Genomic DNA, 25,318 nt, shown 5'->3' with positions numbered 1-25,318 from the left:
GGTTTGGCATCATTGCCGGTTTGATTGAATCAGCGGGTTGCTGCGGCTGCTTCACTGGCGAGGACGAAAATCCTTTTCGCGGTCCTGCCGTCGAAGGTCTGGCGCCAGATGGCCACGTGAGGCAGGCCAGCCTGCTCGTCGCGGCGTTGCGACTCGCTGCCGCGCTTGCTCTGTTCCAGGGTTTTCAGATGGCTACCCCTGATGGTGAAGTTCAGTGGCTCGCTACTCTGTTTTTCATAATGAAAATGCGCTTCCCACAACGGCGCATCGTCAGCGCGATCCCTGATCGAGTAAACGTCGAGAAAGGATTTCTCCTTGCCTTTGCCCAGCTGTTTGCGGTCAACCGTTTTCAGTGCTTTGAGCTCGGCGTGATCGAGCAGCCAGTTCAGACGCATGATGTCCAGCACCTCCTTGTTCTTGTACATCCGCACCAGCAGCTGTTGCCCTTGCGCGGACAAGGTATCGGCGGCGCTTTGCAAGCGCTCGACGAAGGTTGTGAGTTCAGCATCGTGTTGCGCTTTTTCGAGGTTTTGAAGGCGTCTGGCCTGCTCGCGCAGTGTCTCGACGGCTTTTTCCAGGTCTTCAAGAATTTCGGTCGGGTTGTCCTTTTGCGCCTCTCTGGCTCTGGCGTCGGCGCTGTGCGTTTCGAACTGCGTCAACAGCTGGTTGCCTTCGGCAATCAGCTGCGGTTTCGGTGTGTGGGCGATGGGCGGGTGAACAGGCAGCCATTCGCCGTGGCGCTGCTCATAGCGTTCGGCCGGGCCGTGGGGTTGCAGCGGGTTGGCGACCTTGATGACGACGCTGCCGTCCGCAGCGATTTCGGTGTCGCCGATGAGGACTCTGGAGGTGCCATGGCGGCGGGTGCGGAACACCTTGCGGGTCACCGGCGGCGCGGTCGTCACGCTGTCGTTTGGCCGGGGCGGCAGAAAGCTGAAATCGATGTTCTGATCCAGGTTCGGCAGTTCGGTATTGCGATCGAACGTGGCGAAGAGTTCGTTCAGCCGGGTTTCGATACGGATTTCGATCGGGTTGATCAATGCGATGATTTCCCGCGCATACTCAGCTTTCACTCCCTCGGCAGACGCCTGTGATTCAAAACGACTTCTGTCGCTTCTGATCTGATCAAGCGTCAGCATCAATGCCAGGGGGTGCGAGCGTTCCGGGATGTTCTTCAGTTCGCCGGTGACCAGATCGATGGAAGCCAGCGAAGGCATAGTGGTATTGGGCGAATGGTCTGGCGTGCCGGCAAACAGATGGACGTACAGCGTCAGTTTGTTGAAGTTGATGCGCTCGGCGGTGGGCACTTCCTGGCTGAGTTCGATCAGTGTGGGCTCGGCGCCGGGGGAAGCTTTCCTGACCTGTTCCATGACGCCCTGGCGGTCCTCGAGCAGCTTCAGTTTCTTGTTCAGGTGGGTGATCATTTTCTTGCAGGTGTCTGCACTCAGCGTCGCGAACGCCGGAGCGGCGCGCAGGTCCATGACGGCCATGAGCCGGTTCAGATAACGCACGCGGTCCAGGCGGAACGTGTGCAGCTCTTCCTTGTAAACCCCGCCGGCTTTCAGATGAATCATCCAGTCCTTGTTATCGACGATGGACTGGATGAAATCCGTCTGCTTTCTGATGTGCTTGAGCAAATGAACTTCGACGGCGATCAGGGTTGCGGTTTTCCCTGCGCTGCCGTCCGCTTGCGCACGAGCCTCGCTCCAGAGACTGTCGAAGCGCGTGGCGGAGTCGACCAGTTCCTGATGCGCGGCGGCAAAAGGCGCATAACGTTGCAACAGTATTGCCATGTTGGCCTGAGCCGTCTCACGGCGGCGCATGCCACCGCTCAGTCCCGGGGAAACCAGCACCCAGGCGTTTTGCGCGTTGCGCGTGATGGCGCGGGACTCGCCGCTGCGGCTGGCGTGGTAAACGTTTTCGCTGTCCGTGGCCACTGCGTCCCTGGCTTTGACGATGCGCCAGACCGTTTGCGCAGGCGTCGACGCCTGCGTATCGAGCAGCGCCTGATAGGCGTGGTCGTGAATGACTACATAGCGTTTGCCATCGTGGCTGAACAAACCGTCACTGTCCGGCCGGGCAGTGCTGAAATCCAGCTCCGTGCGCCAGTCGCGCAGAGTTGTTTCGGTCAATGGCAGGCCGGTAACTTCAGCATCATCAGCTATGTGCCAGAGCCCGCTGTCAGCATCGCGCAGCAGGACCGGGCCGGAAGCGCTACGCTCGCTGGCCAGCCCTGCGCGCAGCAATCCGCTGTCAGCATCCAGCCCGACCAGGACGATGCCGCCGTCGCTCAGGTCGGCATAGCGGCGGCCTTTGTGTGTGCGCAAGCCCGATGCGTCTGCTGCTGGCAGCGCGTCAGAAGTGGCCAGGCGGTAATACTCAAGCGGGTGCGTCATGGGTGTCGGGGTTTCAGTCACGAGGGGCGCGGGCTGTACCTTGATGGCGAGTGCAGGAGCCGGGCGGATTGCGTCGAGGTCGCCGTCGGCCACGGGTCTGCCCGATTGGATTTCCACGTCTGGAGTGAATCGCAGCGTGCCGTCGGGGTGTAGCGCCGGCCCCTGTGGTGATGAACCGGGGCGTGTGTGGACATCGACCGATACGGTGCCTCGAATGGGCGGTTTTGCAGGCATGTTTTCCATCCTTGATCATTAATCCCCGGCAGAGGTCGGGGAGGGTTGTCGTTTGGCTTCCTGCCAGTGGACGCGGTCATGCAGGCAGCGTCTTGCGCTGCCAGGTGTGTCAGGTGCAAACGGCGGGGGCGAAAATGCTTTACTGACGCGTGGCGCAGCTAGCGAGAGAAACCGACCACTGTCGTCGGAATTGGTCAAAATTTGTGCTATATTCCGCGCCCGCGATTTTTCACTTCAACACCGGTCGTCGACATGCAAGCAGCCAAGCCGTTATTTGACTATCCAAAATATTGGGCCGAATGTTTCGGACCAGCGCCATTCCTGCCGATGAGCAGGGCGGAGATGGATCAGCTTGGCTGGGATTCGTGCGACATCATCATTGTTACCGGTGATGCCTACGTCGATCATCCGTCGTTCGGCATGGCGATCATTGGCCGGCTGCTGGAGTCGCAAGGCTTTCGCGTCGGGATCATTGCCCAGCCGAACTGGCAGTCCAAAGACGACTTCATGAAGCTTGGCGAGCCGAACCTGTTCTTCGGCGTCGCAGCGGGCAACATGGACTCGATGATCAACCGCTACACCGCGGACAAGAAAATCCGTTCCGATGACGCCTACACGCCCGGCGGCATGGCCGGCAAGCGTCCGGACCGCGCGAGCCTGGTCTACAGCCAGCGCTGCAAGGAAGCCTACAAGCACGTGCCGATCGTACTCGGCGGCATCGAAGCTTCGCTGCGCCGCATCGCCCACTACGATTACTGGCAGGACCGGGTGCGCAACTCGATCCTGATCGACGCCAGCGCCGACATCCTCCTGTACGGCAACGCCGAGCGGGCCATCGTCGAGGTCGCCCAGCGTCTGTCCTACGGCCACAAGATCGAAGACATCACCGATGTACGCGGCACGGCGTTCATTCGCCGTGACACGCCGCAGGGCTGGTACGAAGTCGATTCCACGCGCATCGACCGTCCGGGCAAGGTCGACAAGATCATCAACCCGTACGTCAACACTCAGGACACTCAGGCTTGCGCCATCGAACAGGAAAAGGGCCCGGTCGAAGACCCGCAGGAAGCCAAGGTCGTACAGATCCTGGCCAGCCCGCGGATGACCCGCGACAAGACCGTGATCCGTCTGCCGTCGATGGAAAAGGTCCGTAACGACCCGGTTCTGTATGCCCACGCCAACCGCGTGCTGCACCTGGAAACCAACCCGGGCAACGCCCGTGCGCTGGTGCAGAAGCACGGCGAGATCGACGTCTGGTTCAACCCGCCGCCGATTCCGATGACCACTGAAGAAATGGACTACGTGTTCGGCATGCCTTACGCCCGCGTACCGCACCCGGCGTACGGCAAGGAAAAGATCCCGGCCTACGACATGATCCGTTTCTCGGTGAACATCATGCGTGGCTGCTTCGGTGGCTGCACTTTCTGCTCGATCACCGAGCATGAAGGCCGGATCATCCAGAACCGTTCCGAAGAATCGATCATTCGCGAAATCGAAGAGATCCGCGACAAGGTTCCGGGCTTTACCGGGGTCATTTCCGACCTCGGCGGGCCGACCGCGAACATGTACCGCATCGCCTGCAAGAGCCCGGAAATCGAATCCGCGTGCCGCAAGCCGTCGTGCGTGTTCCCGGGGATCTGCCCGAACCTGAACACCGATCACTCGTCGCTGATTCAGCTGTACCGCAGCGCCCGTGCGTTGCCGGGCGTGAAGAAGATTTTGATCGCGTCGGGCCTGCGTTACGACCTCGCGGTCGAGTCGCCGGAATACGTCAAGGAGCTGGTGACCCACCACGTCGGCGGCTACCTGAAGATCGCCCCGGAGCATACCGAGGAAGGTCCGCTCAACCAGATGATGAAACCGGGCATCGGCAGCTATGACAAGTTCAAGCGCATGTTCGAGAAGTACACCAAGGAAGCGGGTAAAGAGCAGTACCTGATTCCCTACTTCATCGCCGCTCACCCGGGCACCACCGACGAAGACATGATGAACCTGGCGCTGTGGCTCAAGGGCAACGGCTTCCGCGCCGATCAGGTGCAGGCGTTCTACCCGTCGCCGATGGCCACCGCCACCGCGATGTACCACTCGGGCAAGAACCCGCTGCGCAAGGTGACGTACAAGAGCGACGGCGTGACCATCGTCAAGAGCGAGGATCAGCGTCGTCTGCACAAGGCGTTCCTGCGTTATCACGACCCGAAAGGCTGGCCGATGCTGCGTGAAGCGCTGATCCGCATGGGCCGTGGCGATCTGATCGGCCCGGGCAAGGATCAACTGATCCCGGCCCATCAGCCGGCCACCGACAGTTATCAAAGCGCGCGTCGCAAGAACTCGACGCCGGCCGGCAGCCATAAAGTGGCGAAGGAAGGCAAAGAGAAGACCACCAAGATCCTCACCCAGCACAACGGCCTGCCGCCGCGTGCCAGTGATGGCGGCAACCCGTGGGACAAGCGTGAACAAGCCAAGGCTGCGGCATTCGCCCGCAACCAGCAGGCCGCCAAGGAACGCAAGGACGCCGCCAAAGGCAAAGGGCCGAAGCCGACGCGCAAGCCGGTGGTGCCTCGTTAAAAGAAAACGCCAACCTTCGGGTTGGCGTTTTGCATTTCTGCCGTTGGATTTATATAGGCCGCAAGATCCATCCCCCTCACCCCAGCCCTCTCCCCCATGGGGGCGAGGGGGAAGGGAGCCGATCGCTGTGCTTTTCAGAATCGAAGTTCGACTCGAAGTTTCAGGTCGGTGTAGCTCGCATAATCAACTCGGTCGGTCCCCTCTCCCTCTGGGAGAGGGCTAGGGTGAGGGGCTCTTAGCAACATTTACGTGCAATCTGCCCAAAGCATTTCCTCGCGTCGCCCGATTTTGGTGCTGTACTGCCCTGAGCATTCCGCGAAAGTGCGCAAGCCTGTGCATGGCATAAGTCTTGCGCGCTTTCCAATACGCCCAGGCTCGCAGGAGGCACGCCGTGTCGATTCATGTCGCATTGCACCACGTCACGCATTATCGCTACGACCGCGCTGTCGAACTCGGCCCGCAGATCGTGCGCTTGCGCCCGGCTGCCCACAGCCGCACGCGGATTTTGTCCTATGCGCTGAAAGTCTCGCCCGAGGAGCATTTCATCAATTGGCAGCAAGATCCGCAGGGCAATTACCTCGCGCGCCTGGTATTTCCCGAGAAGACCGATGAGCTGCGCATCGAAGTCGACCTGCTCGCCGAGATGGCGGTGTTCAATCCGTTCGACTTCTTCCTCGAGCCTTACGCCGAAAAGATCCCGTTCGCCTATGCCGCCGACGAGCGCAAAGAGCTGGCGCCGTACCTCGAAACTCTGCCGCTGACGCCAAAATTCAAAGCGTATCTGGACGCCATCGACCGCACGCCATTACCGGCGGTGGATTTTCTCGTCGCCCTTAACCAGCGTCTGAGCGAAGACATCGGTTACCTGATCCGCATGGAGCCGGGCGTGCAGACCCCGGAGCACACCCTCGAACACGCTTCCGGTTCCTGCCGCGATTCGGCGTGGCTGCTGGTGCAATTGCTGCGCAACCTCGGGCTGGCGGCGCGGTTCGTTTCCGGTTACCTGATCCAGCTCACCGCCGACGTGAAAAGCCTTGATGGCCCGTCCGGCACCGAGGTGGATTTCACCGACCTGCATGCCTGGTGCGAGGTGTACTTGCCCGGCGCCGGCTGGATCGGTCTGGATGCGACTTCAGGGCTGTTTGCCGGTGAAGGGCACATCCCGTTGGCTTGCAGTCCCGATCCGTCCTCGGCGGCACCGATCAGTGGCCTGGTGGAACCCTGTGAATGTGAGTTCAGCCATGAAATGTCGGTCGAGCGCATCTGGGAAGCTCCACGGGTCACCAAGCCGTATACCGACGAGCAATGGCGGGCGATCGAGGCGCTGGGGCGGCAGATCGATGCCGACCTGCTGGAAGGTGACGTGCGCCTGACCATGGGCGGCGAACCGACGTTCGTTTCCATCGACGATCCGGACGGTGCCGAGTGGAACACCGCCGCGCTGGGGCCCGACAAACGACGTCTTTCCGCCGAACTGTTCGAGCGTATGCGCACGCACTACGCGCCGCAGGGGCTGGTGCATTTCGGCCAGGGCAAGTGGTACCCCGGCGAGCAATTGCCGCGCTGGTCGCTCAATTGTTATTGGCGCCGCGACGGCGTGCCGATCTGGCACAACACCGCACTGATCGCCGACGAGCAGCAAGACTACGGCGCCGACGGCGAACTGGCCGGGCGCTTTCTGGCGAGTGTCGCCGAACGGCTGAAATTGCCGCCGCGTTTTGTCTTTCCAGCCTACGAAGACAATTTCTATTACCTGTGGCGCGAAGGTGCGTTGCCGAGCAATGTCAGCGCCGAAGATTCACGTCTGGAGGAGCCGCTGGAGCGCGCACGCCTGCGCAAGGTCTTCAGTCAGGGGTTGAACAAGGTGATTGGCCAGGTGCTGCCGCTGGCGCGCACCGCCAAGGGCGATCAGTGGCAGAGCGGGCGCTGGTATCTGCGTGAGGAACATTGCCGGCTGGTGCCGGGGGATTCTCCGCTCGGTTATCGTCTGCCGCTGGCTTCGCAGCCGTGGGTGAAAGCGGCCGAATATCCCTTCATTCACGCGCAGGATCCGAATCAGGACTTCCCCGAGCTTCCAGACGCCGCGCAGCTCAACCGGCACGCTGAGGCCGCGACCGCTGACGAGCGTGCGCCGGGCATCGACGAATCCGCCGACTGGCTGACCCGCACGGCATTTTGTGCCGAGGCGCGCGAAGGGCGTTTGTATCTGTTCATGCCGCCACTGGAGCGGGTCGAGGATTATCTTGAACTGGTTGCGGCCATCGAAGCCACCGCCGAAGAACTGCATTGCCCGGTGCTGCTGGAGGGCTATGAGCCGCCGAGCGATCCGCGCCTGAGTAACTTCCGTATCACCCCTGATCCCGGCGTGATCGAAGTCAACGTGCAGCCCTCGGCGACCTGGAGCGAGTTGGTCGAACGCAGCGAATTTCTGTATGAACAGGCACGGCAAACCCGGCTGACCACCGAGAAATTCATGATCGACGGCCGCCACACCGGCACCGGTGGCGGTAACCATTTCGTGCTCGGTGGCGCGACGCCGGCGGACTCACCGTTCCTGCGTCGCCCGGACCTGTTGCGCAGCCTGATCAGTTACTGGCACAACCATCCGTCGTTGTCGTATCTGTTCTCCGGCTTGTTCATCGGCCCGACCTCCCAGGCGCCGCGGGTCGACGAGGCGCGCAACGATTCGTTGTACGAGCTGGAAATTGCCTTCGCGCAGATGCCTGCACCGGGCGAAGCCTGCGCGCCGTGGCTGGTTGATCGTCTGCTGCGCAATTTGCTCATCGACGTCACCGGCAATACCCATCGCGCCGAATTCTGCATCGACAAACTTTATTCGCCGGACGGCGCCACCGGGCGCCTCGGCCTGCTGGAACTGCGCGCCTTTGAAATGCCGCCGCATGCGCTCATGAGCCTGGCCCAGCAGCTCTTGCTGCGGGCGCTGGTGGCGCGGTTCTGGCGCGAGCCTTATGCGCCGCCGAAACTGGCACGCTGGGGCACCGAACTGCACGATCGGTTTCTGCTGCCGCACTTTATCGAGCAGGACTTTGCCGACGTCATCGTTGAACTCAATAACGCCGGGTATCCGTTGCGCGCCGAATGGTTCGCCGCGCACCTGGAGTTTCGTTTTCCCAAGGTCGGCGATTATGCGGTCAACGGCATCGAGCTGGAGCTGCGTCAGGCGCTGGAGCCTTGGCATGTGCTGGGCGAGGAGGGCGCGGCAGGCGGCACGGTGCGTTATGTCGATTCATCGCTGGAGCGTTTGCAGGTCAAGCTCAACGGCTTGCCGCCGCAGCGCTATCTGCTGACCTGCAACGGCGTTGCCGTGCCGCTGCACCCGACCGGGCGTGTCGGCGAGTTCGTCGCCGGCGTGCGCTATCGCGCCTGGCAACCGGCCAACTGCCTGCAACCGACGATCCCGGTGCACGCACCGCTGGTGTTCGACCTGCTCGACACCTGGATGGGCCGTTCGCTGGGCGGTTGCCAATATCACGTTGCGCATCCCGGTGGGCGCAATTACGAGACGTTTCCGGTCAACGCCAACGAAGCGGAGAGCCGGCGCATGGCGCGGTTTTTCCGCGTCGGACACACGCCGGGGAAACTTTTGGCACCCCCTGTCGAAATCACTGACGAGCTGCCGATGACCCTCGATTTGCGACGTTTCCGTGTCCTGCGCGACGAGTAGATTTTTCGTCTATCCGGGCGTCATGTGCCTGCGTTAGTCTGACCGTTCCTTGCTGTCTGCCGAGCTTTCCATGCCTGACCTGCTAGACCGCTACCCGCTGACTGCGGGCACTTATCACGAACTGCTCGACGGCAGTGGAGCGGTGCGCGCGCATTGGCAGCGGCTGTTCGATCAGTTGCAGCGCAGCACCCCGGCGCAGTTGATTCAGCGCCAGGCACTGCTGGCGCGGCAGATTCAGGAAAACGGCGTGACCTATAACGTCTATGCCGACCCCAAAGGCGCGGATCGGCCGTGGGAACTGGACCTGCTGCCACACGTGATTGCTGCGGATGAATGGCAGCAGTTGTCCGCCGGCATCGCCCAGCGCGCGCGCCTGCTCAACGCGGTACTGGCCGACCTGTACGGCCCTCAGCGGCTGATCAGCGAAGGTCTGTTGCCAGCGGAACTGGTATTTGGACACAACAACTTCCTCTGGCCGTGCCAGCACGTCGCAACCGCGGAACAGACCTTTTTGCACTTGTACGCGGTGGATCTGGCACGGACTCCGGACGGGCGCTGGTGGGTCACGGCTGATCGCACCCAGGCGCCGTCCGGCGCCGGGTATGCCCTGGAAAACCGCACCATCGTCTCGCGCGCGTTCCCCGAGTTGTACCGCGATCTCAAGGTGCAGCATCTGGCCGGTTTTTTCCGCACCTTGCAAGAGACCCTCGCGCGGCAGGCGCCGTGCGAGGATGACGCGCCGTTGGTAGTGTTGCTCACGCCGGGGCGCTTTAACGAAAGCTATTTCGAACATCTGTACCTGGCTCGCCAGCTCGGCTATCCCTTGGTCGAGGGCGGCGATCTGACGGTGCGCGATGCCACGGTCTACCTGAAGACCCTGAGCGGCCTGCGCCGGGTGCACGCAATCATGCGTCGGCTCGATGATGATTTCTGCGACCCGCTGGAGCTGCGTACGGACTCGGCGCTTGGCGTGCCCGGCCTGCTCGAAGCAGTGCGGCAAGGCCGGGTACTGGTGGCCAATGCGCTGGGCAGCGGGGTACTGGAGTCGCCGGGGTTGCTCGGATTTCTGCCGAAGATCAATCAATACCTGTTTGGCGAAGAACTGATCCTGCCGTCGATTGCGACGTGGTGGTGCGGCGAAGCGCCGGTGCTCGCGCAGGCGCTGGAAAAGCTGCCGCAGCTGCTGATCAAACCGGCGTTTCCCTCGCAAAGTTTCGCCCCGGTGTTCGGTCGCGATCTGACTGAGCCGCAACGTGTCGAGCTGGCCGCGCGCATACAGGCCCGGCCCTACGCCTATGTCGCGCAGGAATTGGCGCAGCTGTCCCAGGCGCCCGTCTGGCAAGCCGACGAAGGCCAGTTGCAGCCGCGGGCCATCGGCATGCGCATGTACGCGGTGGCCAGCGCTGATGGCTATCGGGTACTGCCCGGCGGTTTGACCCGGGTCGCCGCCGAAGCCGATGCCGAGGTGGTGTCGATGCAGCGTGGCGGGGCGAGCAAGGACACCTGGGTGCTCGGTGACCGGCCGCCGAATGGCGAACAATGGAAGAGCCAGCGTAATGTCGGCGTCCATGATTTGGTGCGGCGTGATCCGTACCTGCCGTCGCGGGTCGTGGAGAACCTGTTCTGGTTTGGTCGCTACTGCGAGCGCTGCGATGACAGCGCGCGTCTGCTGCGGATCATGCTCGCCCGGCATGTCGATGGCGATGACCCGCAAGCGCTGCAGGCCGCGGTCGATCTCGGCGAGCGGCTGTCGCTGCTGCCCGACGAAGGCGAACTGCCGGAACGCCTGCTCGCAGCCTTACTCGGCGACGACTGGTCATTCAGCCTGCGTTCCAACCTGCAGCGTTTGCAGTGGGCGGCGTCACAGGTGCGCGGCAAGCTTTCGCGGGAGAACTGGCAGGCGCTGGTGGAATTGCAGCGCGAAGCGATGGAGCTGGAGACCGATGAGCCGGACTTTGCCGAATTGCTGGATTTCCTCAACCGTCTGGTGATGTCGCTGGCGGCGCTGTCCGGTTTCGCTCTGGATGACATGACCCGCGATGAGGGCTGGCGCTTCCTGATGATTGGCCGGCGCATCGAGCGTCTGCAGTTTCTCAGCAGCAGCCTCGCCGCATTTTTGCGCGGCGCCGGGGCCTGTGATCAGGCCGGGCTGGAATGGCTGCTGGAGCTGGGTAACAGCAGCATCACTTACCGCTCACGCTATCTGGCCGTGGCGCAGTTGATCCCGGTGCTCGACTTGCTGCTGCTCGATGAGCAAAACCCGCATGCGGTGCTGTTCCAGCTGAAACTGGTGACGCGCACGCTGAAGCGCCTGAACGATGATTTCGGCGTGCCACGGGAGGCCGGCCTGCCGAAACTGGTCGAGCGTCTGGCACGGTTCGATCTGGGTTGCCTGGAAAATCCGTTGTTTGGTGAGTCCAGCGTGCGCGCTGCGCTCGAGGGACTGGCCGATCTGCTGCAGGACATCGCCGAGGCCAGCGGCCAGGTTTCCGATCGATTGGCGCTGCGGCATTTTGCTCACGTCGATGATGTCAGCCAGCGCACGGTGTCCGTCTGATGAATGCTCGTTACCAGATCTTCCACGACACCTGTTATCACTACGACAGCCCGGTTTCGCTGGCGCAACAACTGGCGCATCTGTGGCCGCGTGAGTGCGCCTGGCAGCGCTGCACTGAGCAGCAATTGCTGATTAGCCCGCAGCCTACGTCGCGCCGCGATGAACGGGATGTATTCGGCAATCCGCTGACCCGCCTGGCGTTCGAGCGCCCGCATGACCAACTGCAGGTCGGCGCACGGCTGACCGTCGAGGTACTGGCGCGGCCGGCGCTGGATTTCCATCAATCGCCCGCTTGGGAGCTTACCCGCGATGCGCTGACCTACAGCAGTCAGCCGTTGCCTGCCGGTGTGCTCGAAGCTTGCCGTTATCGGTTCCAGTCGCCGTATGTGCATCTCAAGCGCAGCTTCGTCGAGTTTTCACACAGCTGTTTCCCGCCCGGCCGGCCGTTGCTGTTGGGCGTGCAAGACTTGATGGAGAAAATCTTCAGCGAATTCACCTTCGATGCCGAGGCGACCCAGGTGGCGACGCCGCTGGTGGAAGTGCTGGAACGCCGGCGCGGGGTTTGTCAGGACTTTGCGCACTTGATGCTGGCGTGCGTACGCTCGCGGGGGTTGGCGGCGCGTTATGTCAGCGGCTATCTGCTGACCCAGCCACCGCCGGGACAGCCACGGCTGATCGGCGCCGATGCTTCGCATGCCTGGGTGTCGGTGTTCTGTCCGGTGCTGGGCTGGGTGGATTTCGATCCGACCAACAATGTGCAGCCGGCGCTGGAGCACATCACGTTGGCGTGGGGGCGGGATTTTTCCGATGTCTCACCGTTGCGCGGGGTGATTCTGGGGGGCGGCAATCATGACCCGCAAGTGAGTGTCACGGTGATGCCGCAGAATTGATGATTTCAAATGTGGGAGCGAGCCTGCTCGCGAACGCGGTGTATCAGATAGGAATGGGTTGGCTGACTTGACGCTTTCGCGAGCGGGCTCGCTCCCACAGGGGAATTTTTGTGTGTCGTTGACTGTGAGGGCCGGCAGCAGAACCGCCAGCCCTGTCACAAATCCGCAGGGTTCGATGCACTGATCAAACCCGGTGGGGCTCAGGCGTCGGGCGCCTGGTCTTTCGGTGCATCGGGTGCATCGGGTGCATCAACATCATCTTGCGTCGCCACTTCACCGTCAGGGTTCAGTGCCGCTTCTTCAGCGGTTTGTTTCTTGCGCTGAAGCTTTTCCTCTTTCTTCTGTTCCTTTGCCAGGTCTCGTTGACGTTTGGCGAAGGAGTAATTGGGTTTGGCCATGGGCGATCCTCTAGGTCGAAGGTGAGGTTGAGCGGCGCATATTCTGCCCTGTATCGGTGCCGGGGGGTTAACCGGGTTTTTGGTCGACCCACTTGGGCGTGACGGTCGGCCGCCATAGATCAAGGGCGTCGAGCAGGGTTTGCGGCGATTCGCTCACTTGCAGCATGTCACGGTGTGGCGCGCGAACGAAGCCTTCGCCGACGATATGGTCGAGAAAATCGGTAAGTTTGCTGTAGAAAGCGTTCACTTCCAGCAGGCCGAGCGGCTTGGGATGGTAGCCGAGCTGGCCCCAGGTCCAGACTTCGAACAGCTCTTCGAGCGTGCCGAGGCCACCGGGCAGGGCGATAAAGGCATCGCTGAGTTCGGCCATCCGGGCCTTTCGCGCATGCATGCCGTCGACGACTTCCAGACGCGTCAGGCCTTTGTGGCCGATTTCCTTGTCCATCAGGCTTTGCGGAATGATCCCGATCACTTCACCGCCAGCGGCCAGCGCGGCGTCGGCGACAATGCCCATCAAACCGACGGCACCGCCGCCGTAAACCAGCGTCAGCTGACGTTCGGCCAGTGCCCGGCCGAGGGCCACGGCCGCTTCGCTGTAAGCCGGATCAGCGCCCGCATTGGCACCGCAAAACACACAAACGGATTTCAGAGACATGCCTTACTCCTGAGTCGATCCGTCACAGGGTAATGGCTGGCACGCCTTGATCCAAGGGCTAGACTTCGCGCTCAGGTGATTCGAACGTACCGCTGGCGCCACAGGCGTAGGCGGCGAGCAAACTGCGTAACAGACCGTTGATGAACATGATCGTACTCCGTCTCGGTTGATGGGCCGATCATAAGTGCGGCCGCCTGAATTGGCCGTTAGATTGTTTCCATGAGTGTCATAGCCTGAAAGTTGTATACAATTTTTGACACAAGTCATAGGAACTTGCGAAGATTTCAGGCAGTCTTTCCACCACTAGTGCTTTTGTTAACCCTGCCTTGGAGATTCACCATGTTTTCCAAAGTTGTTGCGGTATCCGTGCTGGCGCTGGCCAGCAGCCAATTAATGGCCGCCGAGTGCAAAACCACCGTTGACTCCACCGATCAGATGTCCTTCAACACCAAGGAAATCGTGATCGACAAGAGCTGCAAGACGTTCATCGTCGAACTGACCCACTCCGGCAGTCTGCCGAAAAACGTCATGGGCCATAACCTGGTGATCAGCAAAGAAGCCGACATGCAGCCGATCGCGACCGACGGCCTGGCAGCCGGTATCGACAAAAACTACTTGAAGGAAGGCGATGCGCGCATCATCGCGCACACCAAGATCATCGGCGCCAAGGAAACCGACTCGCTGACTTTCGACGTATCGAAAGTGGCTGATGGCGGCTACGGTTTCTTCTGCTCGTTCCCGGGCCACATCTCGATGATGAAAGGCACCATCGTCGTCAAGTAATCCGAGTCATCGTTCTTCGCGAGCAAGCTCGCTCCCACAGGATGCTGTGTCGGTCACGCATTTTGTGAACAAACGGGTCATTGTGGGAGCGAGCTCGCTCGCGAAGGGGCCATCAGCATCGATAGATGATCTGGCCAAAAAAAAGCCCGCTGAGGATCACTCCCCAGCGGGCTTTTTCATGCCTTTGTAAAATCAAGGCGCAAACGGCATGACCCGTTTGTGATGGGTCTTGTTGTACGTATCGACAATGATTTTCGCCGCTTGGTCACGCACGGTTTTACCGTGCAGAAACGCATCGATCTCGGCGTAGGTCACGCCATGCGCCGCCTCGTCCGGTTTGCCCGGCGATAGATCTTCCAGATCCGCCGTCGGCACTTTTTCGACCAGCGACTCCGGTGCACCAAAGCTACGGGCAATTGCGCGAACCTGATTTTTCACCAGACCGCTGAGCGGGGCGAGGTCACAAGCGCCATCACCGAACTTGGTGAAAAAGCCCATCACTGCTTCCGCCGCGTGGTCGGTACCAATCACCAGACCGCCCGCCACGCCGGCAATCGTGTACTGCGCAACCATGCGCATGCGTGCCTTGGTGTTGCCCAGCACAAAATCCACCGACGCCGCCGGCTTGCCTTCAAACGCACCCACCTGCGCGGCCAGCGCCTTGACGGCCGGGCCGATGTTGACGGTGTGGATTTCGTCCGGGGCGATGCAATCGAGCGAAGCCTGAGCGTCGTGCTCGTCGAACTGGGTTTCGTACGGCAGGCGCACGGCGATGAATTTGTAGCCAGCGTCGCCGGTCTTTTCGCGTAACTCACGCATGGCGCGCTGCGCCAGCAGGCCGGCAGTCAGCGAGTCGACGCCACCGCTGATACCGAGTACCAGAGTCTTGAGCCCGGAATTGACCAGGCAATCCTGAATGAACGTCAGACGCCGGGCGACTTCGGCCTGCAGGGCCTGGTCGTCGGCGAATGGCGGTTGCACCTTGAGCTGCTCAGCAATCTCACGCTGTACGGCTTGCATGAATTCACTCCTTGCTAGATAGACTGGAATCGGCAGGAACCTGGAACACATGTCGCAAATAGGCGACGAAATTCGGGTCTTTGCAGTGGGTCTTGCCTGGCTCGTCGGAGATCTTCGCCACCGGCTGGCCGTTGCAGGCGGTCATTTTAAGCACGATGCTCATCGGTTCGACACCCGGAATGTCGCAGGTGAAGTTGGTCCCGATGCCGAAGCTCACATTAATGCGACCGTGTAACGCGCGGAAAATCTCCAGCGATTTTGGCAGCGTCAGACTGTCGGAAAACACCAGGGTCTTGCTCATCGGGTCGATGCCGAGTTTGTGGTAGTGGGCGATGCATTTTTCGCCCCAAGCCACCGGGTCACCGGAATCATGGCGCAAGCCGTCGAACAGCTTGGCGAAAAACAGATCGAAATCACCGAGGAAGGCATCGGTGGTGATGCAGTCGGTGAGGGCGATGCCAAGCAGACCGCGGTACTCGCGGACCCAGCAATCGAGCGCGGCAATCTGGCTGTCGATCAGGCGCGGACCGAGTTGCTGGTGGGCCATGATCCACTCATGGGCCATGGTGCCCAGCGGTTTCATGTCGAGTTCGCGCGACAGATGCACGTTGCTGGTGCCGACAAAACGGCCGGGGAAGTCGTGCTTGAGCACGTTGACCACTTCGGCCTGCACACCATAGGAGAAGCGCCGGCGCGTGCCGAAATCAGCGACTTGCAGCTGCGACAGTTCATCGGCTGAAGCGTTGGCGCTCAGCCAGTCGAATTTGCGGTACAGCTGCTCGCGCGCGCGTTCCAGCGACATATCGTGATAGCGATGGCGGTTGCGCACCTCGCTGACAATCGCCAACAGCGGCACTTCATACAGGATCACATGCAGCCACGGCCCGCGCAGGCGGATGAACAGCTCGCCGTTCTCGATGCCGGTTTGCACGTAGCGCAGGTTGAAGCGAAACAGCCCGAGAAAACGCAGAAAGTCCGGTTTGAGGAAACTGATGCGTTCAAGGAAATTCAGTTGATCGCCGCTCAGGCTGGTTTCGGCCAGGCGCTCGATCTGAAAGCGGATCTCGGCCAGATACGGGCGCAGGTCCTCGCTGTTACGGCAACGGAACTCCCATTCGACCTCGACGTTGGGGTAGTTGTGCAGCACCGCCTGCATCATCGTCAGTTTGTAGAAGTCGGTGTCGAGCAGGTTCTGCACGATGCGATCGGCAAACACACTCTCGCTCATAACGGGGTCTCCATGTGCGCCGCGCCGTTGCGCGGTCTATATCGATGGCGCTAGTGGCGCATATCGGCGGTGGAGATTGCCAGCGCTTTTTTGCTTTCAGGCGATAGATCCTCTGAGGCCATACATCTCAAGCCGCAAAAATTGTTCATTTTCGGTTGTACCTCAAGCGCAGCGTGAAGCACTTGCTCGATGCACTCCCAGCTTTTCAAATACTCGGCGAGTAACGAGTGCCTTGGTATCAAGCTTGTTTCCACCGCCTTGAACATCGCTGCTCTGATCATCTCATCGGTCGCTATCTTAGGCATGTAGACCGTCTCCCTTGAAAGAAATCTGTTCCAACGTATCTACGCCGTCCTGAAGCAACAAATAGGCAGGAAGTATGAGGCGGTAAAAGTCGGTGTCATCGGTGCCTTTGATAGCGACCGATGTGAACGTCTCCAGAAGGCCTGTCGCGGCGCGGATTCTGAAGCATGCATCTTCAAATAACTGATCACGTGCTGCATATGAGTCTATGAAGAACGTTGGAATGTTGGTTGCGTTTGCTTTCAGCGGATAAAAACGATTCATGCCATTGAGTCCGTAAAGGTGGCTTGGATGCAAGAGATAGAAGAGTTCAATGCTCTTGATGCTGGAATTTTGAGAATATTGATTGTTTGCAAGGTGATTGCTTCAGCTAATTACTCTGTAGCGCTGATTTGGCTTGGATTGGCAGCCAACCGACTTTCGATTGGAAAGCCGGATCGCTACGTTTAGTTATTCTTTATGCGCTGGTGTTGGTGGCCATGCAATTGGGTCCAGGTCTAAGTCAAGAAACAATTTCGAATCAAAAACGGGTGTCTTGATTCCATCGCGACGTTGGAGTTCATAATCATGCAAGACACGCAGGCAAATCTTGAAAAGGAGGGCCATCGCCGTCAGGTTTACGAGCGCGAGTAAAGTCATGGTGATATCGGCAAAAGCCAAAACTGTGGATAAATCTTCGTTGGCCCCCCAGAACACCAATACCAATACCAGGAGTCGATAGATGATCAGCGATTTCGTAGGGTCACCGAACATGAACCGCAAGCTGTTTTCTCCTAAATAGTAGTTATAGAGCATTGCCGTGAATACGAACAATGCCAGTACCATACTTATAAACATTCTTCCCCATTCACCTACCACGGCTGCCAAGGAGTTTTGGGCCAGGGCAATACCGTCACCTTCAAATCCCGGATTGTAAAAGCCGGATAACAAGATCATCAGCGCAGTGCAGGTGCAGACCACGAACGTATCGATGAAAACGCTCAATGCCTGAACAGCACCTTGTGCAACGGGATGGCTGACTTTCGCCACCGACGCAACATTGGGAGCGCTGCCCAGCCCGGCTTCGTTGGAAAATACTCCACGTCTGACTCCCATGATGATTGCGCTGCCAACCAGACCGCCGAACGCCTGATCCAGACCAAATGCGCTTTTGATAATGGTCATCAGCATTATCGGTACTTGTCCAAACTGCAGAACCAGCACATACGCCGTCACGCCGATGTAGGCGAGAACCTTAAGAGGGACCAACAGATCGGCTACTGCTGCGATGCGCGTTATACCACCGATGAATACGATGCCCAGCATCAGGGAAAGCGCGAGTCCTGACCACATGGGCGACAAGTCAAATGCGTCTTTCAGGGAGTGCGATACCGCATGGGATTCGAGACCATTGATGGCAAATCCGAATGTCACCAGCATCAGCATGGCCACGATCAACCCCAGCCAGCGCTTGTTCAGACCATGCTGTATGTACCAGGACGGGCCACCTCTATAGAGACCCTTGCTATCGCTGCGTTTGTAGAGTTGGCCCAGCGTGCATTCAAAGAAGCTGCTGGACATGCCCAGAAGTGCAGTCATCCACATCCAGAACACGGCGCCGGGCCCACCCATACTCACTGCTATCCCGACCCCGACGATATTTCCGGTACCTACGCGCCCGGCAAGGCTGAGTGTCAGCGCCTGGAGTGAGCTCAAATGGTGGCCGTCTGCGCGCCAGCTACCGTGTAAAACACCGAACATATGAGGGAAGTATCTGAGTTGAACAAACCTCGATCGAATCGTGAAATAACCCCCTAGACCAAGAACAAAAGGTATTAATACCCTGCTGGAAAGAAAGTCGTTGATGACATCTAGCATTCAAAGCTCCTTGCTATTTAGAGTGCTGGCAAATCAGTGGTGTGGTCAGTCCTGAAGTCATTCAGGCGTCGTAATATCCCGCCATATTTGATTTGATGCAATTTCGCAAGTTGCTTAAATGTGATGCGAGTTGCTGCTATGGTTGCGCCTTTCTCGTCTGTATTAGGTTGTTGTATGAGCGGATTTCTTCCGGCTAACTTAAAGCTGCTATGTAGTCATTACAGATCTGTCGCGGAGGTCTGTAGGAAAATTCGCATCAATCGTGGGCAATTCAATAAATATCTATGTGGGAAAAGTTTCCCTACGCCTTTTAATCTAAAGCGCATCTGTGATTTTTTTGGGGTCGAAGAGTGCGAAATCATGCTGCCGGCCGAACAATTCATTGCATTGACCGGCCTGAAGGCCGGTAAGAATAAATCTTCAGGGGAAATGGCTGCTTCACAAATGATGCATGAACATCTACGCAAGCAGTCTTCGTCGGAGTTAAAGGCGCATATTGGTTATTACTACGAGTATTACCACGCGATGACTGAGCCCGGCTCTATTTTGTGCTCTCTGGTACATGTGCGGGCAGAGGGCGATGAAATCGTATATGAGCGAAACGAGCGCTTGCAGATTTCTGAAACAGCAGAAGGCTTCGAACGCTACCAATATCTGGGTATTGCCTATCACCTTCGGGATCGTTTGTTTTTTATAGATTATGAATCGCTTACCTCTAACGAAATTTGCCAGACCATTCTTATTCCAAGCTTCAAGAGCTGCATCACGCGGCTCAATGGGTTGAAGATGGGCGTTTCCGCTGCGGATCATCGCGCTCCCGCGTGCTCCAGGGTTGTGTGGGAATATCTGGGGCAGGAAATCAATCCCATCGACGCGTATCGCCGTGTTCGGTTATATGAGCCTGATGATTGCGCCATTGATGATGATCTGCGCGCGCGTCTGGCCCAATCCAGGATTGTGGAAGGCCTGTTCGTTATTGCTGGATAACCATCCTGTAAAAAACTCCGAGTGGAGCGGGGCTTCGATTTTCCGATGTTGTTTTCAAGATCAAAAGATCGCAGCCTCGTTGCACTCGACAGCTTTAACAGGGAGGTGTTCAGGGGCTATCAATCTGCTCCAGCATCCACGTCACAAAATCCCGCACCTTGGGTACTTCCGCCGCGTGTTCCGGATATGCCAGGTAATAGGCATCCGTGCTGGGCATTGCATGCGCCCAGGGAATGACCAGTTTGCCGTCGGCCAATTCCTCTTCCACCAGAAACCGTGGCAACAACGCCACGCCGCAGCCCACCTGGGCTGCGCGAATGCACATATAGAAAGTCTCGAAACGCGGCCCGTGATAGCTGTGTTCGGTCTGGTAACCCTGGCTGTCGAACCAGTCGTGCCACGCCTGCGGACGTGAAGCATTTTGCAGCAGGACCAGATCGGTCAGTTGCGTCGGATCAGTAAACGGCGTGTCCGGCAGGCTGCCCGGTGCGCAGACCGGCACCAGCTCTTCGCCGAACAGTTTCAGGCACTCAGTTCCCGGTCGCGCGCCCTGACCGAAATAGAACGCCAGGTCGCTGCGCCCTTGCAGCAGATCGTCCGCCTCCTGCTCGTTGCACAGGTCCAGATGGATCGATGGATGCCGCAGGCGCCAGCCTTTCAGGCGCGGCACCAGCCAGCGCGCGCCGAAGGTCGACGGCGTGGAGACGCGCAGGACTTCGGTTTCGCCGCCGTAGGAACGCAGGTAATGCGTCGACATCTCAACCTGGGTGAGGATTTTCCTCACCTCCACCAAGTACAAATCCCCAGCCGGGGTCATCTGCAAGCGCCGGCGTACGCGGCGGAACAGCAAGTGCTGCAGCAATTCTTCAAGCTGCGCGACCTGTTTGCTCACGGCGCTCTGGGTCAGGTTCAGCTCTTGCGCTGCGCGGGTGAAGCTCAGGTGCCGGGTCACAGCCTCGAAGCATTGCAATGCGGTGATCGAGGGCAAGTGGCGTTTGTTCAGCATGGCCAGTCCTTTTTCTTGTCTTTCTATGCTCAGCATGAATAAACGGAATGATATCTGGCGTAAAGGTCGTTTGTTGCCTTCGCCATTGAACGCTACAACTAAAGGCCTGCCCCGGTCGCAAAAGGCGACCGCACACATTCAGTTTTTTCGCTTGAGGAGTGACCCATGGTTGCCGCATTGCTTGATCGTCTCGGAGTGAACCCGGCCCTGCACCAGAACGGCAAAGTGCCGGTGCATTCGCCGATCGACGGCAGCCGGATTGCCGCCGTGAACTGGGAAGGCGCGGCGGAAGTCGAGCAGCACATCAGTCGCGCCGATCATGCATTCGAGCAATGGCGCAAGGTACCGGCCCCGCGTCGCGGCGAGCTGGTGCGCCAATTTGGTGAAGTGTTGCGCGAATACAAGGCCGATCTCGGTGAGCTGGTCTCGTGGGAGGCGGGCAAGATCACCCAGGAGGGTCTGGGCGAAGTGCAGGAGATGATCGACATCTGCGATTTCGCTGTCGGCCTGTCGCGTCAGTTGTACGGTTTGACCATCGCTTCCGAGCGTCCGGGCCACCACATGCGTGAAACCTGGCATCCGTTGGGCGTGGTCGGGGTGATCAGTGCGTTCAACTTTCCCGTCGCGGTGTGGGCGTGGAACACCACGCTGGCGCTGGTCTGCGGCAACCCGGTGGTGTGGAAACCGTCGGAGAAAACCCCGCTGACCGCGCTGGCCTGTCAGGCGCTGTTTGATCGCGTGGTGAAGAATTTCAGCGATGCGCCGGCGAGCCTTTGCCAGGTCATCATCGGTGGTCGCGATGCCGGTGAAGCGCTGGTCGATGATCCGCGTGTCGCCCTGATCAGCGCCACCGGCAGCACGCGCATGGGCCGCGAAGTGGCGCCAAAAGTCGCCGCGCGTTTTGCCCGCAGCATTCTGGAACTGGGTGGCAACAACGCGATGATCCTCGGGCCGAGCGCCGATCTTGACATGGCCGTGCGTGCCATCCTGTTCAGCGCCGTCGGCACTGCCGGGCAGCGTTGCACCACGTTGCGCCGATTGATCGCCCATGAGTCGGTGAAAGAAGAAATCGTCACTCGCCTCAAAGCCGCGTATTCGAAAGTGCGTATCGGCCATCCGTTGCAAGGCAATCTGGTCGGCCCGCTGATCGACAAGCACAGCTTCGAAAACATGCAGGATGCGCTGGAGCAGGCGTTGAGCGAGGGCGGTCGGGTGTTCGGCGGCCAGCGTCAACTTGAAGATCGGTTCCCTAACGCCTACTACGTGTCGCCGGCCATCGTCGAAATGCCCGAGCAGAGCGACGTGGTTTGCAGCGAAACCTTCGCGCCGATTCTCTACGTGGTTGGCTACAGCGATTTCGAGGAAGCACTGCGCCTGAACAATGCCGTGCCGCAAGGCTTGTCGTCGTGCATCTTCACCACCGATGTGCGCGAGGCCGAGCGCTTCATGTCGGCGGTCGGCAGCGACTGTGGCATCGCCAACGTCAACATCGGCCCGAGCGGCGCGGAAATCGGCGGCGCGTTCGGTGGCGAAAAGGAAACCGGTGGCGGCCGCGAATCCGGCTCCGACGCCTGGCGCGCGTACATGCGCCGGCAGACCAACACCGTCAACTATTCGCTTGAGCTGCCGTTGGCCCAGGGCATCACATTCGATTAAGCAGCGGCAAGCCTCAAGCCCCAAGCGACAGGCTGATCGGCTTGCTGCTTGGGGCTTGAAGCTTGCAGCTGCTCCGACAGGAGCTTGGCAATGCCGTTACGCGAAGAATGTCTGTGGGAAAAGCTCACGCCACAACGCCCGGAACACACCGCGCTCAAGGGTGAGGTCAAGGTTGATGTCTGCGTGATCGGCGCCGGGTTCACCGGGTTGTCGGCGGCGCTGCACTTGCTGGAAAAAGGCAAAAGCGTCTGCATTGTCGAGGCCCATCGCGCCGGGCAGGGCGGTTCCGGGCGCAATGTCGGGCTGGTCAACGCCGGCCTCTGGATCCCGCCTGACGAGATCGAAGCCGGTTTCGGCGAGGCGGTCGGCAGTCAGCTCAACCGCATGCTCGGTGCGGCGCCGGCGCTGGTGTTCAGCCTGGTGGACAAATACAACATCGATTGCCAACTGCGCCGCGAAGGCACCTTGCACATGGCTCATAACGCCAAGGGCGAGGCCGACCTGCGCAGTCGCGAGCAACAATGGCAGCGCCGTGGCGCGCCGGTCGAACTGCTGACCGGCAAGGCCTGTGAACAAGCCACCGGCACGCAGAAAATCGCCGCCGCGCTTCTCGACCGTCGCGCTGGCACGCTCAACCCGATGGCGTATGTGACCGGGCTGGCCAACGCCGTACTCGGGCTCGGCGGGCAGATGTTCGATCATTCGCCGGTCACCCGCCTCGAACGCGTCGGCCAGCAATGGTCGGTGCAGACCGGGCAAGGCTCGGTGCTTGCCGAGCAAGTGGTGATCGCCTCCAATGCCTACACCGAAGGCGACTGGACCGAACTCAAGCGCAATTTTTTTCCCGGTTACTACTATCAGGTCGCCTCCGTCCCGCTGAGCGAAGACGCCGCACAGGAAATTCTTCCCGGCGGGCAGGGGTCGTGGGACACCCGTCAGGTCCTGAGCAGCATCCGCCGTGACAAGGACGGGCGCCTGTTGCTGGGCAGCCTCGGCAATGGCAATCAGAAACCGACCTGGTTTCTCAAGGCCTGGGCCGACCGGGTGCAGCAGCATTATTTCCCCAATCTGAAGCCGGTCGAATGGGAATGCACCTGGACCGGGCGCATTGCTTTTACGCCCGATCACCTGATGCGTCTGTTCGAACCGGCACCGGGACTGGTGGCCGTCACTGGCTATAACGGCCGCGGTGTCACCACCGGCACCGTGGTCGGCAAAGCCTTCGCCGACTATTTGTGCAACGGCGACGCTCAGGCGCTGCCGATTCCCTTTGCACCGATGCAGCCCCTGGCCGGCGTTGGCTTGCGCAGTTGCCTGTACGAAGCCGGTTTTTCGCTGTATCACGCGGGCCAGTGCCTGCGCATCGTCATTTGAGTGTTGAAATTTGTTGCCGGAAGCGGCGCTTTTCAATCGAGCGACTAGCCTGTAATGGTGCGGGTTGTAGCAGTCCCGCACCAGCAGTGTGCAGTTCGGTGACGCGGGCTGTTACAGGCTGGTTGCACGTCGTTTGCCGCTGCGGTTGCAATGATGGCGCACGCAGGTTGCGCCTGAAAAAAACAATGGTTTCACCTTCCGCGGTTTAGACGGTTGCACGCCCAATGAAAATGGGAACGAAACAGTCGAAATAACAAGAAAGCAGCGACTTTTTGAAGAATAAAAAACCGCTGGCACGGGCCTTGCTCTGAGCTTTGAGTGAAGTGAAGTCGCAGTGCCAACTAAAAAAAACCTTGGAGCACCACCTCATGTCCCAGACGTTTTACAAGAAAGGCTTTCTGGCCCTCGCAGTAGCTGCTGCGCTGGGTGTTTCTGCGTTTGCTCAAGCTGATATCAAGATCGGTGTAGCAGGTCCAATGACGGGCGCCAACGCGGCGTTTGGCGAGCAGTACATGAAAGGGGCACAGGCGGCGGCCGACGCAGTCAACGCGGCGGGCGGCGTCAACGGGGAGAAAATCGTTCTGGTCAAGGGCGATGACGCCTGCGAGCCGAAGCAGGCCGTAACGGTCGCCAAGGACCTCACCAACCAGAAAGTCGCCGGCGTGGTCGGTCACTTCTGCTCTTCTTCGACCATTCCAGCCTCGGAAATCTACGACGAAGCCGGGATCATCGCGATTACTCCAGGCTCGACCAACCCGCAAGTCACCGAGCGCGGTCTGAGCGCCATGTTTCGCATGTGCGGGCGTGATGACCAGCAGGGCATCGTCGCCGGCGACTACATCGTCGACATGCTCAAAGGCAAGAAAGTCGTCGTGCTGCACGACAAGGACACCTACGGCCAAGGCCTGGCAGACGCCACCAAGGCTCAGCTGGAAAAACGCGGCGTCAAACCGGTGCTGTACGAAGGCCTGACCCGTGGCGAGAAAGACTTCAGCACCATCGTCACCAAAATCCGTGGTGCCGGCGCCGACGTCGTCTACTTCGGCGGCCTGCACCCGGAAGCCGGTCCACTGGTTCGCCAGCTGCGTGAACAAGGCCTGAAAGACGTCAAGTTCATGTCCGATGACGGCATTGTGACCGACGAACTGGTGACCACCGCTGGTGGCCCGCAATTCACCGACGGCGTGCTGATGACCTTCGGCGCCGATCCGCGCCTGCTGCCTGACAGCAAAACCGTAGTGGATGCTTTCCGCAAGGCTGGCACCGAGCCTGAAGGCTACACCCTGTACGCCTACGCCTCGGTCCAGACCCTGGCCGCTGCGTTCAACGGCGCAAAGAAAAACGACGGCGAAGCGGCGGCGAAGTGGCTGAAAGCCAACCCGGTGAAAACCGTCATGGGCGAGAAGACCTGGGATGCCAAGGGCGACCTGAAAGTCTCCGACTACGTGGTTTACCAGTGGGACAAGGACGGCAAATACCACCAGCTGGAAAAACAGAAGTAAGGGCTGAGGTGATCATCTGATCATGCAAATCCCTGTGGGAGCGTGCCTGCTCGCGAAGACGCACTGACATGCAACCTCTGTGTTGAATGTTCAACCGCTTTCGCGAGCAGGCTCGCTCCCACAAGGGGCCTGCGTGGGGCGGGCTGATCACTCTCCGACATTGCTCCGACGTAAATCTGTAATTTTCCTAGAAGAACCGCGCGCCCAGTGTGCGCAGGTTCTCAC

General features: G+C 59.7%; 19 protein-coding genes. 10 read left to right on the top strand and 9 right to left on the bottom strand.

Features of this window, described 5'->3' with window-relative positions; genetic code table 11:
* Positions 1-29: 29 nt before the first annotated feature.
* On the bottom strand, positions 30-2,393 hold the full coding sequence (locus V6F91_RS13600; RefSeq protein WP_332765208.1) for a hypothetical protein: 2,364 nt from the start codon (positions 2,391-2,393) through the stop codon (positions 30-32).
* 486 nt (positions 2,394-2,879) lie between these two features.
* Here V6F91_RS13600 and V6F91_RS13595 point away from each other — a divergent pair, with 486 nt between their 5' ends.
* The 4 genes from V6F91_RS13595 (at position 2,880) to V6F91_RS13580 (ending at position 12,324) form a co-directional block, all read left to right on the top strand.
* The gene (locus V6F91_RS13595) at positions 2,880-5,192 is read left to right on the top strand and encodes a YgiQ family radical SAM protein (RefSeq protein WP_332765206.1); all 2,313 of its coding nucleotides are present in this window, start codon (positions 2,880-2,882) and stop codon (positions 5,190-5,192) included.
* 391 nt (positions 5,193-5,583) lie between these two features.
* On the top strand, positions 5,584-8,877 hold the full coding sequence (locus V6F91_RS13590; RefSeq protein ID WP_332765204.1) for a transglutaminase family protein: 3,294 nt from the start codon (positions 5,584-5,586) through the stop codon (positions 8,875-8,877).
* A 70-nt stretch (positions 8,878-8,947) separates the two neighbouring features.
* Positions 8,948-11,434 carry a circularly permuted type 2 ATP-grasp protein gene (locus tag V6F91_RS13585; protein ID WP_332765202.1) on the top strand — a complete coding sequence of 829 codons (2,487 nt, stop codon included), beginning with the start codon at positions 8,948-8,950 and terminating at the stop codon, positions 11,432-11,434.
* Positions 11,434-12,324, top strand: a complete 891-nt coding sequence (locus tag V6F91_RS13580) for a transglutaminase family protein (RefSeq protein ID WP_332765200.1) — start codon at positions 11,434-11,436, stop codon at positions 12,322-12,324. Before V6F91_RS13585 ends, V6F91_RS13580 begins: the two co-directional genes overlap by 1 nt.
* A 200-nt stretch (positions 12,325-12,524) precedes the next feature.
* On the opposite strand, the gene V6F91_RS13575 is transcribed toward V6F91_RS13580, so the two are convergent.
* Both V6F91_RS13575 and V6F91_RS13570 read right to left on the bottom strand, forming a co-directional pair.
* The gene (locus V6F91_RS13575; RefSeq protein ID WP_332765198.1) at positions 12,525-12,722 is read right to left on the bottom strand and encodes a hypothetical protein; all 198 of its coding nucleotides are present in this window, start codon (positions 12,720-12,722) and stop codon (positions 12,525-12,527) included.
* A gap of 67 nt (positions 12,723-12,789) precedes the next feature.
* Positions 12,790-13,377: a TIGR00730 family Rossman fold protein gene (locus V6F91_RS13570; protein ID WP_332765196.1), complete on the bottom strand. Its 588-nt coding sequence runs from the start codon at positions 13,375-13,377 to the stop codon at positions 12,790-12,792.
* 339 nt (positions 13,378-13,716) lie between these two features.
* Here V6F91_RS13570 and azu point away from each other — a divergent pair, with 339 nt between their 5' ends.
* Complete coding sequence (gene azu, locus V6F91_RS13565; protein WP_332765194.1) at positions 13,717-14,160, top strand: azurin; 444 nt, start codon at positions 13,717-13,719, stop codon at positions 14,158-14,160.
* Between the two features lie 192 nt (positions 14,161-14,352).
* On the opposite strand, the gene nadE is transcribed toward azu, so the two are convergent.
* From nadE to V6F91_RS13545, 4 genes are read right to left on the bottom strand one after another with little or no spacing between them, the layout of a single operon-like run.
* Positions 14,353-15,180, bottom strand: a complete 828-nt coding sequence (gene nadE, locus V6F91_RS13560; protein ID WP_332765192.1) for an ammonia-dependent NAD(+) synthetase — start codon at positions 15,178-15,180, stop codon at positions 14,353-14,355.
* A gap of 4 nt (positions 15,181-15,184) precedes the next feature.
* Complete coding sequence (pncB, locus tag V6F91_RS13555; protein WP_203420521.1) at positions 15,185-16,408, bottom strand: nicotinate phosphoribosyltransferase; 1,224 nt, start codon at positions 16,406-16,408, stop codon at positions 15,185-15,187.
* A gap of 50 nt (positions 16,409-16,458) precedes the next feature.
* Complete coding sequence (locus V6F91_RS13550; protein WP_332765189.1) at positions 16,459-16,713, bottom strand: hypothetical protein; 255 nt, start codon at positions 16,711-16,713, stop codon at positions 16,459-16,461.
* Positions 16,706-16,975, bottom strand: coding sequence for a hypothetical protein (locus V6F91_RS13545; protein ID WP_332765187.1), 270 nt, complete (start codon positions 16,973-16,975; stop codon positions 16,706-16,708). The genes V6F91_RS13550 and V6F91_RS13545 overlap by 8 nt, the downstream gene beginning before the upstream one ends.
* 27 nt (positions 16,976-17,002) lie before the next feature.
* Between V6F91_RS13545 and V6F91_RS13540 the strand changes: the two genes are divergently transcribed.
* Positions 17,003-17,161 (top strand): hypothetical protein, encoded by a 159-nt coding sequence (locus V6F91_RS13540; protein WP_332765185.1) that lies wholly within the window; start codon positions 17,003-17,005, stop codon positions 17,159-17,161.
* Here V6F91_RS13540 and V6F91_RS13535 read toward each other — a convergent pair whose 3' ends face one another.
* Positions 17,162-18,568, bottom strand: a complete 1,407-nt coding sequence (locus V6F91_RS13535) for an alanine/glycine:cation symporter family protein (RefSeq protein WP_332765183.1) — start codon at positions 18,566-18,568, stop codon at positions 17,162-17,164.
* 360 nt (positions 18,569-18,928) lie between these two features.
* Here V6F91_RS13535 and V6F91_RS13530 point away from each other — a divergent pair, with 360 nt between their 5' ends.
* Complete coding sequence (locus V6F91_RS13530; RefSeq protein ID WP_332765181.1) at positions 18,929-19,555, top strand: XRE family transcriptional regulator; 627 nt, start codon at positions 18,929-18,931, stop codon at positions 19,553-19,555.
* Positions 19,556-19,664: 109 nt separating this feature from the next.
* On the opposite strand, the gene V6F91_RS13525 is transcribed toward V6F91_RS13530, so the two are convergent.
* The gene (locus V6F91_RS13525) at positions 19,665-20,561 is read right to left on the bottom strand and encodes a LysR family transcriptional regulator (RefSeq protein ID WP_332765179.1); all 897 of its coding nucleotides are present in this window, start codon (positions 20,559-20,561) and stop codon (positions 19,665-19,667) included.
* Between the two features lie 165 nt (positions 20,562-20,726).
* Between V6F91_RS13525 and V6F91_RS13520 the strand changes: the two genes are divergently transcribed.
* The 3 genes from V6F91_RS13520 to V6F91_RS13510 all read left to right on the top strand — a co-directional run bounded on the left by V6F91_RS13520 (position 20,727) and on the right by V6F91_RS13510 (position 25,093).
* Positions 20,727-22,217 carry an aldehyde dehydrogenase family protein gene (locus V6F91_RS13520; protein WP_332765177.1) on the top strand — a complete coding sequence of 497 codons (1,491 nt, stop codon included), beginning with the start codon at positions 20,727-20,729 and terminating at the stop codon, positions 22,215-22,217.
* Between the two features lie 90 nt (positions 22,218-22,307).
* Positions 22,308-23,591 carry an FAD-binding oxidoreductase gene (locus V6F91_RS13515; RefSeq protein ID WP_332765175.1) on the top strand — a complete coding sequence of 428 codons (1,284 nt, stop codon included), beginning with the start codon at positions 22,308-22,310 and terminating at the stop codon, positions 23,589-23,591.
* Positions 23,592-23,959: 368 nt separating this feature from the next.
* A complete protein-coding gene (locus tag V6F91_RS13510) occupies positions 23,960-25,093 on the top strand; it encodes a branched-chain amino acid ABC transporter substrate-binding protein (protein WP_090280841.1) in 1,134 nt (377 codons plus the stop codon).
* Positions 25,094-25,318 lie beyond the last annotated feature (225 nt).

The organism is Pseudomonas koreensis (assembly GCF_036668835.1).
In the GTDB taxonomy this organism is placed as follows: domain Bacteria; phylum Pseudomonadota; class Gammaproteobacteria; order Pseudomonadales; family Pseudomonadaceae; genus Aquipseudomonas; species Aquipseudomonas koreensis_I.
This window is presented reverse-complemented; position numbering and strand designations above follow the sequence as displayed.